Source organism: Rhizobium sp. WSM1328, from assembly GCF_057653715.1.
In genome coordinates this window covers 1,206,864-1,222,978 of record NZ_CM172788.1, presented here as the reverse complement: position 1 = coordinate 1,222,978, position 16,115 = coordinate 1,206,864, and the positions used below count along the sequence as shown (strand labels likewise).

The following is a 16,115-nucleotide window of genomic DNA, read 5'->3' as shown; positions in this document are numbered from 1 at the left end:
GTTTGTTTGGCGGTGTGTTTTCTTCCCGCCTTGAGTGAGACCCTATCGAATACATATAAAATTCGACTTAAACCGCAGGCTTAACGGAGCCTTACCGGTAACTCCACGTTGTCTCAGGGTAAATCAACACTTACCTGGCGGCGATGCCGGCGCTTTTCCAGCCAGAGCAGCAGGCGGAAAATCAAGTAGACGACGGCGACAATCACATGCAGCAGGATGATCAGCTGGTTGGGGCCGAAAATATCCGGCAGCAGGCCATACATGAGGATTTGTCCGCCAGCCGCCAGCACCCAGATGACCGGCCCCCAGGAGACGGTCAGCCAGAGGCCGAGGGAGGCGACGGGGAAGAGCACGGCAAGGCTGGTGCTCGCCACCTTCCACGGCAGGCTCAAAAGATCGAAGCGGCCGGCGCCGACCAGCGAATAGCCGACGAGCATCGCCCAATATTGCAGGCCGAACCAGAAGCAGGAGACGGCAACCAGTCTCAGGAAGAGAATGAAGAGGATATCCGCCAGTGTGCGTTTCGGTATCGTTGGGGATTCGGTTTCCATAGCGCAGACATCGGTTTGGGGTTGCATCTTCACAAGGGCGTCCGAGCGTCTGACAAGACGCGCCAGGGACGCTCTATAACATTGAGTTGGCGCATAACCCGAAAATCGAGCCCGATTTTCGGGTTATGCACCAGAGGTTTTTCCGCCGCGGCCAATCGTCCGGTTTGGATTTTCCAGGCGCCATGATAATGAGCGCTCCGATAAATGGAATGGGCCAAGGACAGATATCATGCAGGACAGGACGCATCTCGTCGACGACATCACCGGTCATCGCCGCATGCGGCGCAACCGCAAGGCGGACTGGACACGCCGGCTGGTGCAGGAAAACCGGCTGACGGTCGACGACCTGATCTGGCCGATCTTCATCGTGCCGGGTTCCGGCATCATCGATCCGATCCCGGCCATGCCGGGCGTCAACCGGATGAGCATCGACAAGGCGGTCGAAGCGGCGCGGGAAGCGGCCGGCCTCGGCATTCCGGCCCTTGCCACCTTTCCGAATATCGAGATGGAGCTGCGCGACGAGACCGGTTCGAACAGCCTCGAAGCCAACAACCTGATCAATCAGGCGACGGCGGCGATCAAGAAGGCGGTGCCCAATATCGGCATCATTACCGATGTCGCGCTCGATCCCTTCACCAGCCACGGCCATGACGGCATCCTCAGAGGCAGCGAGATCGTCAACGACGAGACGGTCGACCAGGTGGCGCGCGCCGCCGTGATGCAGGCGGATGCCGGCGCCGACATCATTGCGCCGTCGGAGATGATGGACGGGCGCATCGGCGCAATCCGCATGGCGCTCGACGCCGCCGGCCACCAGAGCGTCGGCATCATGAGCTATGCGACGAAATTCGCCTCTGCCTTCTACGGTCCCTATCGCGAGGCGATCTCGACTGGCGGGCTGCTGAAAGGTGATAAGAAGACCTATTATATCGACCCCGCCAACGGCACCGAGGCGATCCGCGATGCGGCCCTCGACGTCGAGGAAGGCGCCGACATGCTGATGGTCAAGCCCGGCCTGCCCTATCTCGATATCTGCTGGCGGATGAAGGAGGCCTTCGGCCTGCCGACCTTCGCTTACCAGGTGTCCGGCGAATATACGCAGATCAAGGCGGCGGCGATGAATGGATGGATCGACGGCGAGCGGGCGATGCTCGAAACGCTGCTGTCGTTCAAGCGGGCCGGATGCGACGGTGTCCTCACCTATTTCGCGGTCGAAGTGGCGAAAATTCTCGCCAAGCGGTGATTGGGCCGAACCGGCCCAATCATCCGAATCTAGAGCAAATATTGCATTTTGCCCTGCCGATACCATATCAGCGGCATCGCTTTTCCTGAGGAGATTGAGATGAGCTACAACCCCAATCCGCTTTATGCCGCACCGGAGGACTGGCGCGCCTATAGCGGCGTGTTGAGCCGCCGGGTCTTCGCCTTCATTCTCGATTACGTCATCGTGGCCCTGCTCTGCATTCCCGCGGCGATCGTGCTGTTCTTCCTGTCGATCGTCACGCTCGGCCTTGGCTTCTTTCTCTACCCTGCCCTCTTCGTCATCGTCGCCGGCATTTACTTCGGCCTGACTGTGGGCGGGCCGAGCCAGGCCTCGCTCGGCATGCGCGCCATGGGAATCGCGATCGTGCGCGTCGACGGACGGCCGATGGATTTCATGACGGCGATCGTGCATCTGGCACTGTTCTGGATCCTCAACTCGGTGCTGACGCCGCTCATCCTGCTTGCCGGCCTGTTCATCGAACGCAGCCGTCTCGTCCACGACCTGCTGGTGGGCACGGCGACGGTGCGCACAGCTTGAGACTTTGGCTGAAACCCTAACTGCGATCCCGGGGCGGAGACGAAATAAAGTCTCCGCCTTCTCTTTGCCGGCGGGTGCCGGCGCTCCATATCTAAAATTAGAAGACTGATATGAAGGGCGAAAAGCGCCCCGCTGTTGACGTTTTTTATTCTTAGGTCATGCTGTCAGGAAACGGCACGGTCTCGACAAGGAAATTTCCGCGACAAATGAATACGCAGACGACGCCATCACCGCAGTTTTATCTGACGGCTCCGGCTGCGTGTCCGTACCTGCCGCATGAGATGGAGCGCAAGGTGTTCACCCATCTGGTCGGCCCGCGCGCCGCCGAGATGAACGACATCCTGACGCAGGGCGGTTTCCGCCGCTCGCAGAACATCGCTTATCGCCCGGCCTGCGAATCCTGTCGCGCCTGCGTTTCCGTGCGAATTCTCGCCCAGGAATTCGAGCCGACGAAATCGATGAAGCGGGTGCTTGCCGAGAATTCCGACGTCATCGCCACCGAATTCGCGGCCCAGCCTTCCAGCGAGCAATATTCGCTCTTCCGACGCTATCTCGATTTTCGCCACCAGCAGGGCGGTATGTCCGACATGACCGTGCTCGACTATGCAATCATGGTCGAAGACACGCATGTGAATACGAGAATCATCGAATACCGCCGGCGCGAAGAAGGCTCCGGACTGGAGCAGCGGCCAAAGGGCGAGCTGCTTGCCGCCGCCCTCACCGACACGATGAGCGACGGGTTATCGATGGTCTATTCCTATTTCAATCCGGCGCTTGAGCGGCGTTCGCTCGGCACCTTCATGATTCTCGACCATGTCAGACGCACGAAAGCGCTGGGGCTGCCGCATGTCTACCTCGGCTACTGGGTTCAAGGGTCGCGGAAAATGGACTACAAGACGCGCTTCCAGCCGCAGGAGCATCTGACCCCGCGCGGCTGGGAACGCTTCGATCCCTCGTCCATGCCCGAGAGCACCCACGACTGAATGTTCCCCACCGCTCTTTCCGACCATCGGAAAGGCCTGCTGCTGACGGCGATCGGCGGGCTGGCGCTTTCCATGGATATCCCGCTGATGAGGCTCGCCAACGGCGAGCTGTGGTCGATTCTTGCGGCGAGAAGCATCGCGACCCTTGGCGTGACGCTGCTGGTCGCAACGGCGCTCAGGATCGCCAAGGGGCGATGGCCAGTGCTCGTGCCGGGCTGGCCGGGCCTCGTCACCGGTCTGCTCTACGGGCTGACGACGGTGATCTTCCTTCTCGCCGTTTTCAACACATCGACGGCCAATGTCGTTTTTATCGTCGCCTTCAATCCGATGTTCGCCGCCCTGCTTTCCTGGATTTTCCTGAAGGAGCGGCCGGCGCTGGCAACACTGCTCGCCATGGCGGCGATGATCTTCGGCGTCGGCCTGATCGTGCGGGACGGGCTTTCGGGCGGCCATCTCTTCGGCGATAGCATGGCGCTGCTTACCGCCTTCATCATTGCTGCCGCCATCACCATCAGCCGCGCCTCTCGCCGGGAGATGGGCTTCGTCTCGCTGCTTTCGACCGTGCTGCCGGCGGCGGTCGGCCTGATCTCGGTCATGCCGGCAGGCGGTTTTTCGATCGAGCATCCTGCCTGGATCCTCTTTAACGGCGCGGTGATGATGCCGCTTGCCTTCTGGTGTTTGGCGACCGGGCCACGTTACCTCTCCGCGCCGGAGGTCGGCATGTTCTACCTGCTCGAAACCGTGCTCGCACCGATCTGGGTGTGGCTGATCTTCGCGGAAACGCCAGAGCCGATGACGCTAGTCGGCGGCGGCATCCTGGTGGCGGCGATCGCAGCCCATTCCGTCTGGATAGTGCGGAGGAAAAGCATCGTTCAAATGGCAGGCTAGGACGTTGTCGCCGTTTCGCTGCCGTGTTATAACGCCGTTACCACACAGAGGATGAGGCGATGAACGTCACAATTCGAAAGATCGGCAATTCCGAGGGCGTTATTATCCCTAAAGAGGTACTGCAGCGGCTGGGCTTGAGCAGCGGCGACAGCCTCGAACTGCGAGAGGTCGAGGGTAATATTCAGCTTGTACCGGAATCCGCCGACCTTGCCGAGCAAATGCGGGCAGCCCGCATCGGCATGGAAAAATATCGGGTGGCGCTCCGCGAACTCGCAAAATGATACGGCTTAAGTGGCTGAGCCGCCAAGCAATTGAAAATATGCACGATGAGCAAATTGCCGAGCATGGCGGTCTGGCTGGCCTGCGGGATACCAATGCATTGGAAACCAGCTTGGCACGCCCGCTTAACAAGGCTGCATACGGCGAGACAGACATCTTCGTACTCGCCGCAGCCTATCTCTATGCCATTGTCAGAAACCACCCATTCGTGGATGGAAACAAGCGCACAGGCTATCTTGCGGCGTTTACGTTTCTCTACATCAACCGCTATGTCATCAATGCCGACAACGCGCAGGTCATTGCATTTGTACTAGAGGTAGCCGCCGGCGAGATCGACGAGGAAGGCGCTACCCGCTTCCTGCGGGATTTCAGCGTACCCCTCAGCCCGTAGCCTTGAACTGCTGCTGCTCCAGTTCCCTGCCAAGACCTTCGACCACATGCGCCCAGCCTTGCCGGGTCTTTTCCTCGTGTTCGGCCCATTCGGCGCACATTTCATGGGTCAGCGTCAGACGGCTGCCGCCGCCGAGAGGCTCGATGTTGATCTCGACGCGGTCGCAATTGTGATCGTGCTCCTCGACGGAGAAGCTGAAGACCATGCGCTGCGGGCGCTTCAGTTCCAGGAAGACGCCCTGATGAAAGGCGTCGCCGGTCGGGCGGCGGTCGACGACGAAGAAACGGCCGCCGACGTGCGGATCGATTTCGGCGCGAATGACATGACCGTCATCGGTCGCAAACAGGAAGCGGCGGGCGATTTCGGGGTTGAGCCACGCGTCGTAAACGACGGCGGGCGGCGCTTTGTAGGTGTGGCTGACATGCAGTTTGATGGTGCTGGCGGGCATCGATTTTCCTCCGTTAAGGGCACGCGCACTTCCCCAAGCGCACGGGCCGCGGCCATCTCGTCCGCCTTCTGAGCCGGCCTGTTCGTATTTTTGGTAACATCAATGAGATAGAGGAGTTGTTGCGCCCGCCAAGAGTCGGGGGCGGAATTTACTGGATAATTCCTTCAATCAGAATCGATTGAAGGATAAATTATCCAGCAATTCAAATTGTTACGGCGTCCTTTGCGCGTCTGAAAGGACGCGGGACGCTGTTATGCTTTAGCCGGCGAATTTGCCGCTACGCGGGAAACCCTTCGGCACGGTGCGGCCGGCGGTGGCGCGATCGGCCAGCCATTCGGCAAGCTCGTCTTTGTTCTTCGTGAAGGTTCGACCGGCGCTGTCTTCCCAGACGAGGCCGTCCGATATCGCGAAGCAGCGAACGTCGGAAATGCCGCCATCCTTGTAACGCTGCAGACGTACGCCCTTGCCGCGCGACATTTCCGGCACCTGGGCCAGCGGGAAGACCAGCAGCTTGCGGTTTTCGCCGACGACGGCGACATGGTCGCCGCTGACGGGCACGAGCAGCTGGGTTTCCTCGGGCAGCCCGACATTCATGATCTGCTTGCCCTTGCGGGTATTGGCGACCAGCTCGGCTTCGGGAACGACGAAGCCGTTGCCGGCGGTCGAGACGATCAGCTGCTTGCGCGAGGGATCATGGACGAAAGCGGTCAGCACCGCCTGGTCGTTATCCATATCGACGATGATGCGCAGCGGCTCGCCATGACCGCGACCGCCCGGCAGCTTGTCGCCGCCGAGGGTGAAGGCCTTGCCGCCTGTGGTGAGGATCAGGATCTTGTCCGTGGTCTGCGCTGGGAAGGCGATCTTCAAGCCGTCGCCTTCCTTGAAGGTCAGCGTCGCCGTATCGGCGATATGGCCCTTCAACGCGCGGATCCAACCCTTTTCGGAAATGACGACAGTGATCGGTTCCTTCTCGATCATCGCTTGCTGGATCGCTTCCTCGTCGGTCTCGGGCGCGTCGGCAAACTGGGTCCGACGGCGGCCGATCTCGGTCGCCTTGGCGAATTTCTTCTTCACTTCGCCGATTTCCCAGGCGACCGTCTGCCACTGCTTGTCGTCGGAGGAAAGCAGCGTCTCGATCTCGCCCTTTTCCTTGGTGAGTTCGTCGAATTCCTTGCGGATCTCGAACTCTTCCAGCTTGCGCAAGGCGCGCAGCCGCATATTGAGGATCGCCTCGACCTGATTGTCGGTGAGATCCCAGCGCGCCATCATGACCGGCTTCGGCTCGTCCTCCTCGCGGATGATGCGGATGACCTCATCGATGTTGAGGTAGGCGACCAGCAAGCCGCTGAGGATTTCGAGGCGCCTGTCGATCGCCGCCAGGCGGAAGCGCGAGCGGCGCTGCAGAACTTCGCGGCGGTGGTCCAGCCACTCCTTCAACACCTCGTTCAGCGCCATGACCCGCGGGATGCGGCCCATGGAGAGCACGTTCATGTTGAGCGGGAAGCGGCTTTCGAGTTCCGTCAGCTTGAACATCGATTCCATCAGGATCGTCGGATCGACGCTGCGGGTCTTCGGCACCAGCACGACACGAATGTCTTCGGCCGATTCGTCGCGGATATCTTCCAGCAGCGGCAGCTTGCGGGCGATCAGCAGCTCGGCGATCTTCTCGATCAGCCGCGATTTCTGCACCTGGAAGGGAATTTCGGTGATGACGATCTGGTAACCGCCGCGGCCGAGATCTTCCGTCTGCCATTTCGCCCGCACGCGGAAACCGCCGCGGCCGGTGCGGTAGCTCTCGATGATGCTGTCGCGGCTATCGATGATGATGCCGCCGGTGGGGAAATCCGGGCCGGGAATGAATTCGACGAGCTTTTCGACGGTCGCATCGGGATGCTTGATCAGATGCAGGGCAGCGTCGCAAAGCTCGTGGGCATTGTGCGACGGGATCGAAGTCGCCATGCCGACGGCGATGCCGGATGAGCCGTTGGCGAGCAGGTTCGGGAAGGCGCCGGGAAGGACGACCGGCTCGGAATTCGATTCGTCATAAGTGTCGCGGAAATCGACGGCATCCTGATCGATGCCTTCAAGCAGCAGTTCGGAGACCGCCGTCATCTTCGATTCGGTGTAACGCATGGCGGCGGGGCTGTCGCCGTCGATATTGCCGAAATTGCCCTGGCCGTTGACCAGCGTGTAGCGCTGCGAGAAATCCTGGGCGAGACGGGCAAGCGCGTCGTAGATCGACTGGTCGCCGTGCGGATGGTAGTTACCCATCACTTCGCCGACGATCTTGGCGCATTTTCTGAAGGCCGAGTTCGGCCTCAGCCCCATCTCGTTCATCGCATAGACGATGCGGCGATGGACAGGCTTCAGCCCGTCGCGCACGTCAGGCAGGGCGCGGTGCATGATGGTCGACAACGCATAGGCAAGGTAACGCTGCTCGAGCGCCGCCTTGAGGTCGACCGGTTGGATGTGATCGTCGTCTCCGCCTGAAGGCGGCAAAATCTCTTGTCCCATAGGTTCTGACTAGCTCAGAAGAGGCTGGCGGGCAAGGAATCGGGGCCATTGCAGCTGTGGATGAAGTCTTGGGACTGACATCAAAGGATGAGACAAACGCTCCGCCGCAATTTGGACTTCGTTTGCCGTTCCTCTCAACAGAAATTTAGAGATCCGCAAATATAAAGCGGGCCTAATCCGTAGTAGCGTAACTGCAGATTTCCAACCGCCACCACGCCACCAGAGGAATCACCCCATGAACTTTTCCCGGACAACGCGGCTGATGCTGTCGGGCGCCGCCTTTTTCTCACTCGCCGGTTCGGCTTTCGCCCTCGACGGCGCCGATCTGCTGAAGAAGCTCAATGCCGCCTATGCCGTACAGGGCGGAACGATTTCGGCTGACGCCGTCGATATCGACGGCACGACCGCGACGCTGAAGAATGTCAGCGTCAAATCGGCCGGCGGCGAAAGCCTGGCCGTTGGCGAAGTCACCCTTTCCGGCGTCGAAGAAGACGAGGATGGCGGCTATTACATCGAAGAGGCCGCCTTCCCCGATATCAACACCACCAAAGACGGCGTCACCGTCACGGCGCAGGAGCTGACGCTCGGCGGCATCTCGATCCCGGCAACGGCGGGCGGCGACACGCTCGATACGATGATGCTTTACGAAACCGCCCATACCGGCCCGCTTAAGGTGGTCAAGGATGGGGCGGAAGTGTTCTCGCTGCTCGAAACCGACGTCAATCTGACGCTGCGCGAAGACGAATCCGGCTTCGATTTTGACGGCGCCTTCAAAAGCATGAAGGCCGATCTCAGCAAAGCCGAGGATCCGCAGAGCAAGGACGCGATCGAGAAGCTGGCACTGCAGCACGTCCAGGGCGACATCACCATGAAGGGCGCTTGGGAACTTGCGCCCGGCACGATCGACATTTCGGAATTCGCCTTCGACTTCACCAACATCGGCAAGCTGAACCTTGGCTTCAAGATCTCGGGCTACACGATGGCCTTCGTCAAGTCGCTGCAGGATGCGATGAAGCAATCTGAAGCCAATGCGAACAAGGAAGAATCGCAGCAGGCACTCGGTCTTGCCATGCTCGGCCTGATGCAGCAGCTGTCCTTCGAGGCCGCGCAGGTGCGCTTCGAAGATGCCTCGATCACCAAGCGTGCGCTCGATTATGCCGGTTCGCAGCAGAACATGTCCGGCAAGCAGATGGCGGATTCGCTGAAGGCGATGACGCCGATCATGATCGCGCAGCTCAATATCCCGGAACTGCAGAACGCCGTTTCGGCCGCCGTCAACACCTTCCTCGACGACCCGAAGAGCCTGACCGTCAAGGCCGCCCCTGAAAAGCCGGTGCCGTTCCCGACGATCGTGGGCGCTGCCATGGGCGCGCCGAACACGCTGCCGCAGGTGCTTGGCGTCAAGGTTACCGCCAACGACTGATCGCTTCGATCTCGCGACGAAAGGCCCGGCAGTAGTGACCTGCCGGGCCTTTTCGTTTTTAGGCGCGGTGACGGGCAACCTCGGCGATGGCGAGGACTGCGATATCAAACAATTCCTCTAGCGATGCGCCGTCCCTCGCCTGCACCGACATGCCCTGGACGATGGCACAGAGAAACCGTGCCAGCGCGCGGGGGTTCGTCTCGGACTTCATGTCGCCCTCGCGGATGCCACGCTCGATCCTCGCCGTGAAAGCGTCCAGCGACCGACGGCGCATCGCTGCGACATGGTCGGCGATCACGGCATTCTCGCTGGCGCAGTTCAGCACAGCCGTCGAGATCATGCAGCCTTTCGGATGCTCCGGAGCCGAGAAGATCGCGGCCGAGCCCCGCAATATGCGCTCGAAGGTGGAGACGGTGTCGATCGGCTCGCCAAGCGCGGAAAACGTGTCGGAACCTAGCGCTCGGTATTGCTCCAGCGCCGCGCGATAGAGATCGGCCTTCGAGTTGAAGGCGGCATAGAGGCTTTGCGGCGTGATGCCCATGGCGGCAGTGAGATCGGCGATCGAGGCGCCCTCATATCCATGCGCCCAGAAGGTCTCGCGGGCAGCCGACAGCACTGTCTCGCGGTCGAAGGCCGGCGGACGGCCGCGGCGGCGGGCGGTAGAATTTTCCACGTCTCGGCTATTTTTCACAATGATCACTCTAGAAATTCGAGGCGGCTTTCTATATTCAGGAACGGTCATTGTGATTATAGAAGGTTTAATCTGATGAGTCTTCCCCTTGAAATGGCAGACGCCGACAGGAATTCATCGCTTGCAGCAGCAGTCGATGCGGCCATCACAAGTGCTCTCCACGACAAACGGCTTGTGGGAACGGTGGTGCTTATCGCCCGCGACGGAGAGATCGTGCATCGCCGCGCCGCCGGCCTTGCCGACCGCGAAAGCGGTCTGGCGATGCGTGAGGACACCATCTTCAGGCTTGCTTCCATCACCAAGCCGATCGTCACCATCGCCGCGATGCGGCTCGTCGAACAGGCGAGAATCGGGCTCGACGACCCAGTGACGAGATGGCTGCCGGACTTCCGGCCGAGGCTGCCTGACGGTGGCGAAGCAACCATTCGCATCCGCCACTTGCTGACCCATACATCCGGGCTCGGCTATAGGTTCTCCGAAGAGGAAGGCGGTCCCTATGCCCGCGCCGGCGTTTCCGACGGCCTCGCCGAGCCCGGACTGTCGCTGGCCGAGAACCTGCGGCGGATCGCCAGCGCACCACTGCGCTTCGCGCCGGGAAGCGATTGGCAATATTCCGTCGCCATGGATGTTCTCGGCGGCGTCATCGAGGCGGAAACGGGCGTGCCGCTGGGCGAGGCCGTCGCTGAACTGGTGACCAAACCGCTTGGCCTTGCCGACACGGCGTTTTCGGTTCGCGACCGCAGCCGGCTGGCAGCGGCCTATATGGACGCTTCACCGGAACCGGCACTGATGGGCGAGACTGCGATGGTGATGTCGCTGATGGGCCCCATCCGCTTCGCGCCGAACCGCATCTTCGATCCCGCCTCCTATCATTCCGGCGGCGCCGGCATGGCGGGAACGGCGGGTGATATCCTGGCCATACTCGAAACCATCCGTAGAGGTGGTGCACCGCTGCTCTCGACCGAAACCGTAGGGATGATGGCGACGGACCAGGCCAGCGGGCGCCGCCAGCAGCACGAGCCCGGCTCCGGGTTTGGCTTCGGCTGGTCAGTCATCACCAATCCGCCAGAGGCAGGCGTGCCCTTCCCCACCGGCACGCTGAAATGGGGCGGCGTCTATGGCCATAGCTGGTTCATCGACCCTGCTAATGGGCTGACCGTCGTTGCGCTGACCAACACGACGCTGGAGGGCATGTGGGGCAAGTTCACGGTCGATCTTCGCGAGGCGATCTATGCGGCATTGTGAACGAACGATACAAGCAGAAAAGCCCGGCGATTGCCGGGCTTTTGCATTCGGGATCAGATGATCTCAGTCTTTCTTGACCGGCGGGATCGGCCGGATCGAGAGCTCGCGCAGCTGTGTCGGGGTTGCCGGGCTCGGCGCGCCCATCAGCAGGTCCTGGGCCTGCTGGTTCATCGGGAACAGCGAGATTTCGCGCAGGTTCTTCGCGCCGACGAGCAGCATGATGATACGGTCGATACCGAAGGCAGCACCGCCATGCGGGGGCGCGCCGTACTGGAAGGCGCGATAGAGGCCGCCGAAACGATCCTCGACATCCTGCTGGCTGAGGCCGACCTTCTCGAAGGCGGCCACCATGGTTTCCGGCGACTGGTTACGGATCGAGCCTGAGGCGATTTCGAAGCCGTTGCAGACGGCATCATACTGGAACGCCTTGATGGTCAACGGATCCTGGCTCTGCAGCGCTTCGAGGCCGCCCTGCGGCATCGAGAACGGGTTGTGCGCGAAATCGACTTTCTTTTCTTCCTCGCTCCATTCGAAGAACGGGAAGTCGACGATCCAGCAGAGTTCGAAACGGTCGCGATCGACAAGGTTCAGCTCTTCGCCGGCCTTGGTGCGGGCTTCACCGGCAAACTTGTAGAACTTCGCCGGATCGCCGGCAACGAAGAAGCAGGCGTCCCCGTCATCGAGACCGAGCTGGGTACGGATCGCGTCGGTGCGCTCCTCGCCGATGTTCTTTGCAAGCGGGCCGGCGCCCTCGAGCTTGTCACCTTCCTTGCGCCAGAAGATGTAGCCGAGGCCAGGCTGACCGGTCGACTGCGCCCAGGCATTCATGCGATCGCAGAACGCTCTGGAACCGCCGGTCTTTGCCGGGATCGCCCAGATCTCGACCTTCGGGTTAGAGGCGATCATGCCGGCGAAGACCTTGAAGCCGGAGCCGGCGAAATGTTCGGTGACCGCTTCCATGACGATGGGGTTGCGCAGGTCCGGCTTGTCCGAACCATATTTACGGATCGCCACGTCATAGGGGATGCGCGGCCATTCCTTGGTGACCGGCTTGCCTTCGGCGAACTCTTCGAAAATGCCTGTCATCAGCGGACCCATCGTGTCCCAGACGTCTTCCTGGGTGACGAAGCTCATTTCGAGGTCGAGCTGGTAGAATTCACCCGGTAGGCGGTCGGCGCGCGGGTCTTCGTCGCGGAAGCAGGGCGCGATCTGGAAATAACGGTCGAAGCCCGCCACCATCAGCAGTTGCTTGTACTGCTGCGGCGCCTGCGGCAGCGCGTAGAAGGTGCCGGGATGGATGCGGGACGGCACGAGGAAGTCGCGCGCGCCTTCCGGCGAGGAGGCCGTCAGGATCGGCGTCGTATATTCGGTAAAGCCGACATTGCCCATTTCGCGGCGCATGGCGGAGATCACCTGGGTGCGCTTGACGATGTTCTTGTGCAGCGTTTCGCGGCGAAGATCGAGGAAGCGATACTTCAGGCGGACGTCTTCGGGATAATCCGGCTCGCCGAAGATCGGCAGCGGCAATTCCTTGGCGGCGGAGAGGACTTCGATCTCCTGCGCGTAGAGCTCGATCTCGCCAGTCGCCATGGTCTTGTTGACGGTGTCTTCGGTGCGCGCCTTGACGAGGCCATCGATGCGGATGACCCATTCGCCGCGCACGGTTTCCGCCATCTTGAAGGCCGGGCTATCAGGATCGGCGACCACCTGGGTGATGCCGTAATGGTCGCGAAGGTCGATGAAGAGAACGCCGCCATGGTCGCGAACGCGGTGAACCCAGCCGGAAATACGGACGGTCGAGCCGACATCCGACTTGCGGAGGGCGGCACATGTGTGGCTGCGATAGCGATGCATGATCTCAAATCCTGGATGTGGCTTAAGACGGCAGCAAGGGTTCCAAGACCCTCAAGCGCCGACAAGAAAATCGGGCGGAAAAGCGCATGGACGCTCCGATTTGTCAAGGCTTGGCGCACGCGGCCGGGCGTTTGGCACGCGTTTATGGCGAGGCTGCGACCCGTATGCTGCGGCAGTTTGGCCGCGCTTCCTGTATTGCTGAAGCTGCCGGTCAACTTTACAAGGATCGGCATTCTCACCGTGGAGCGTCCGCATGCCTCTCCTTAGCCGCCGCAACCTCTTGAAGGCATCCGCTGTTGCGGGTGCCTATGGTGTCGGCATCGGCATTGCCGGTAAATACGGTTTTGCCGAGGCGGCTCCCGAGCCGCAGCTGCTGACGGCAGTGAAGACCGAAGCCATGCTGACCGAGGCGGGACCGACCACGGATATCATGAGCTGGGGCCATGACGGCATGCCGCCGGTCCTGCGGATGAGGAAGGGGCGGCCCTATGCCGCGCGGCTGAAAAATGGACTCGACGAGCCGACGACGATCCACTGGCACGGGCTGCGCATCGACAACCGCATGGACGGTGTGCCGTTCATGACGCAGCCTTACGTCTATACCGGCGACAGCTTCGACTATGCCTTCACGCCGCCCGATGCCGGCACCTTCTGGTATCATCCGCATTGCAACACGCTGACGCAGATGGGGCACGGCATGACCGGTGTCATCGTCGTCGAAGATCCGGCCGATCCGGAATTCGATGCCGAGGTGGTGCTGAACCTGCGCGACTGGCGGCTCGGCGGCGATGGACAATTCATCGCTCCCTTCCGGCCGCGGGATGCTGCCAAGACCGGCACCTACGGCACGGTGCGCACCGCCAACTGGCATCGGGAACCACGATATGACGCGCCGGCCGGCGGGCTGGTGCGGCTGCGTATTGCCGTGACCGACGTGACGCGGATCTTCTCGTTGAAGATGGAAGGCGCCGATGCCACCGTGATTGCGATCGACGGCAATCCGGTGCCGAAGCGTTTTCCCCTCGACCTGCTGCAGATCGGACCGGGTCAACGGCTCGATCTTGCCATGCGCATGCCGGATGATGAAGGCGCGGTCGCGACGCTGGAGGATATCCGCGGCACGGCGCCGAAGACGATCGCCAGCCTGCGCGCGGTCGGATCATCGTTGAAGCGCGCCATCGAAGATCTCGGGCCGCTTGTCGACAACCCCGTCCCGAAGGCCGATCTAACCGCTGCCGAGCAGATCCCGCTGATACTGAGCGCCACTGCCGAGAATGCCGCCGTCGAAAGCATCTGCGGCACGCTGGGCTACAGTTTCTGGGCCATCAACAAGGTGCCATGGCCAGGCGATACACCCGATCCGACGGCGCCGCTGGCGGAATTGAAACTCGGCAAGAGCTATGTCTTCAATCTGGAAAATACCACGCCGCATGCCCATCCGATCCATCTGCACGGGATGAGCTTCACGGTGATCTCCTCCTCGACGCGGGAGGTGATGCCGCTGGTCTCCGATACCTATCTCATCCAGCCGGACGAGAAGGTGCAGCTTGCCTTCGTCGCCGACAATCCCGGCGACTGGCTGCTGCATTGCCATATCATCGAGCATCAGAAGACGGGGATGACGAGCTATCTCAGGGTAAGCTGAGGCCGCCTGCACTTTCACCGCGATTGCAGCCGTGCATCGCACCTTGCCTCAGTTTGGACGTGATTCTTCGCCAGCAATGCTCGAAGCGTATGCTGTTGTATTGACATATCGAACCGAAAGGAGAAGGAAGGTTCAACCGACCTTTTCCTTGCGAATGAAATGATATGATCGAAACCACCGCCGATTTGGCGGCCGCCTGCAAAGAGCTGGCCAAGTCCGACTTCATCACCATCGACACCGAATTCCTGCGCGAAACGACCTTCTGGCCGGAGCTCTGCCTGATCCAGATGGCAAGCCCGAGGACGGAAGTTCTCGTCGATCCGCTGGCCAAGGGCATCGATCTCGCCCCCTTCTTCGAGCTGATGGCCGATACGAAGGTGCTGAAGGTCTTTCACGCGGCGCGCCAGGACATCGAAATCATCTTCAATCGCGGCAATCTCATTCCGCATCCGATCTTCGACACGCAGGTCGCCGCCATGGTCTGCGGCTTCGGCGACAGCGTCTCCTATGACCAGTTGGTCAGCCGCATCAAGAACGTCCATATCGACAAGTCGTCGCGCTTCACCGACTGGAGCCGCCGGCCGCTCTCGGACAAACAGCTCGATTATGCGCTGGCTGACGTCACCCACCTGCGCGACGTCTACCTGTCACTGAAGGCGGAACTCGATCGCGAAGGCCGCAGCTCCTGGCTCTCCGAGGAAATGGACATTCTCGAGTCGCGCGAAACCTACGACATGCATCCCGACGATGCCTGGCAGCGGCTGAAGATGCGCCTGCGCAAGCCGCAGGAGCTGGCGATCCTGAAATATGTCGCCGCCTGGCGCGAACGCGAGGCGCGCGCCCGCAACGTGCCGCGTTCGCGGGTGCTGAAGGATGATGCGATCTACGAGATCGCCCAGCAGCAGCCCAAGGATACCGAGGCGCTCGGCCGTCTGCGCACCATTCCGAAGGGTTGGGAGCGCTCGACTTCCGGCGCCGCGGTCATCGAGGCCGTCAACACCGCTCTTGCTCTTCCGAAGGCCGATATGCCGCATGTACCGCGCCAGGCGCAGGCGCCCGAGGGGGCCGCTGCTGCCGTCGAATTGCTGAAGGTGCTGCTGAAGCTGATATCGGAAAAACACGGCGTGGCGCCGAAGGTGATCGCCAACAGCGAGGATCTCGACAAGATCGCCGCCGAGGGCGAGAAGGCCGAAGTCGCCGCCCTGCACGGCTGGCGGCGCGATCTTTTCGGCGAGCCGGCACTGCAACTGATCCAGGGCGCGATCGCTCTGCGCTTCGTCGACCGGAAGGTCGAAACCGTCAGCCTCTGAGGCGAGTGCATCACGCCTTAAATCGGCATCGATTTTAGGACAAAATCACGCAGTCATTCAAATGCTACAGCGCCGCGCGTCTGAAAAGGACG

Annotated in this window: 15 protein-coding genes; 10 read left to right on the top strand and 5 right to left on the bottom strand. The window is 61.2% G+C overall.

Features of this window, described 5'->3' with window-relative positions:
* Positions 1-113: 113 nt before the first annotated feature.
* A complete protein-coding gene (locus AC2444_RS06230; protein WP_026157306.1) occupies positions 114-551 on the bottom strand; it encodes a DUF6163 family protein in 438 nt (145 codons plus the stop codon).
* A 229-nt stretch (positions 552-780) separates the two neighbouring features.
* On the opposite strand from AC2444_RS06230, the gene hemB reads away from it, so the two are divergent.
* The 6 genes from hemB (at position 781) to AC2444_RS06200 (ending at position 4,893) form a co-directional block, all read left to right on the top strand.
* Positions 781-1,794 (top strand): porphobilinogen synthase, encoded by a 1,014-nt coding sequence (hemB, locus tag AC2444_RS06225; protein WP_012756882.1) that lies wholly within the window; start codon positions 781-783, stop codon positions 1,792-1,794.
* 99 nt (positions 1,795-1,893) lie between these two features.
* Positions 1,894-2,352, top strand: a complete 459-nt coding sequence (locus AC2444_RS06220; RefSeq protein WP_003547150.1) for an RDD family protein — start codon at positions 1,894-1,896, stop codon at positions 2,350-2,352.
* 206 nt (positions 2,353-2,558) lie between these two features.
* Positions 2,559-3,335, top strand: a complete 777-nt coding sequence (locus AC2444_RS06215; protein WP_003558295.1) for an arginyltransferase — start codon at positions 2,559-2,561, stop codon at positions 3,333-3,335.
* A complete protein-coding gene (locus tag AC2444_RS06210) occupies positions 3,336-4,223 on the top strand; it encodes a DMT family transporter (protein WP_012756880.1) in 888 nt (295 codons plus the stop codon).
* A 59-nt stretch (positions 4,224-4,282) separates the two neighbouring features.
* Complete coding sequence (locus AC2444_RS06205) at positions 4,283-4,504, top strand: AbrB/MazE/SpoVT family DNA-binding domain-containing protein (protein ID WP_012756879.1); 222 nt, start codon at positions 4,283-4,285, stop codon at positions 4,502-4,504.
* On the top strand, positions 4,501-4,893 hold the full coding sequence (locus AC2444_RS06200; RefSeq protein WP_012756878.1) for a type II toxin-antitoxin system death-on-curing family toxin: 393 nt from the start codon (positions 4,501-4,503) through the stop codon (positions 4,891-4,893). Before AC2444_RS06205 ends, AC2444_RS06200 begins: the two co-directional genes overlap by 4 nt.
* On the opposite strand, the gene AC2444_RS06195 is transcribed toward AC2444_RS06200, so the two are convergent.
* Both AC2444_RS06195 and parC read right to left on the bottom strand, forming a co-directional pair.
* A complete protein-coding gene (locus AC2444_RS06195) occupies positions 4,883-5,341 on the bottom strand; it encodes an SRPBCC family protein (protein ID WP_012756877.1) in 459 nt (152 codons plus the stop codon). The two genes, AC2444_RS06200 and AC2444_RS06195, sit on opposite strands and share 11 nt — an antisense overlap.
* 258 nt (positions 5,342-5,599) lie before the next feature.
* A complete protein-coding gene (parC, locus tag AC2444_RS06190; RefSeq protein ID WP_003558286.1) occupies positions 5,600-7,855 on the bottom strand; it encodes a DNA topoisomerase IV subunit A in 2,256 nt (751 codons plus the stop codon).
* A gap of 235 nt (positions 7,856-8,090) precedes the next feature.
* On the opposite strand from parC, the gene AC2444_RS06185 reads away from it, so the two are divergent.
* Positions 8,091-9,278: a YdgA family protein gene (locus AC2444_RS06185; protein ID WP_012756876.1), complete on the top strand. Its 1,188-nt coding sequence runs from the start codon at positions 8,091-8,093 to the stop codon at positions 9,276-9,278.
* 58 nt (positions 9,279-9,336) lie between these two features.
* On the opposite strand, the gene AC2444_RS06180 is transcribed toward AC2444_RS06185, so the two are convergent.
* Positions 9,337-9,978: a TetR/AcrR family transcriptional regulator gene (locus AC2444_RS06180; RefSeq protein ID WP_080518542.1), complete on the bottom strand. Its 642-nt coding sequence runs from the start codon at positions 9,976-9,978 to the stop codon at positions 9,337-9,339.
* A 66-nt stretch (positions 9,979-10,044) separates the two neighbouring features.
* Between AC2444_RS06180 and AC2444_RS06175 the strand changes: the two genes are divergently transcribed.
* The gene (locus AC2444_RS06175; RefSeq protein WP_012756874.1) at positions 10,045-11,214 is read left to right on the top strand and encodes a serine hydrolase domain-containing protein; all 1,170 of its coding nucleotides are present in this window, start codon (positions 10,045-10,047) and stop codon (positions 11,212-11,214) included.
* A gap of 63 nt (positions 11,215-11,277) precedes the next feature.
* Here AC2444_RS06175 and aspS read toward each other — a convergent pair whose 3' ends face one another.
* A complete protein-coding gene (gene aspS / locus AC2444_RS06170) occupies positions 11,278-13,068 on the bottom strand; it encodes an aspartate--tRNA ligase (protein ID WP_012756873.1) in 1,791 nt (596 codons plus the stop codon).
* A gap of 253 nt (positions 13,069-13,321) precedes the next feature.
* On the opposite strand from aspS, the gene AC2444_RS06165 reads away from it, so the two are divergent.
* Complete coding sequence (locus AC2444_RS06165) at positions 13,322-14,713, top strand: multicopper oxidase family protein (RefSeq protein WP_012756872.1); 1,392 nt, start codon at positions 13,322-13,324, stop codon at positions 14,711-14,713.
* A gap of 164 nt (positions 14,714-14,877) precedes the next feature.
* Positions 14,878-16,023 (top strand): ribonuclease D, encoded by a 1,146-nt coding sequence (gene rnd / locus AC2444_RS06160; protein WP_012756871.1) that lies wholly within the window; start codon positions 14,878-14,880, stop codon positions 16,021-16,023.
* Positions 16,024-16,115 lie beyond the last annotated feature (92 nt).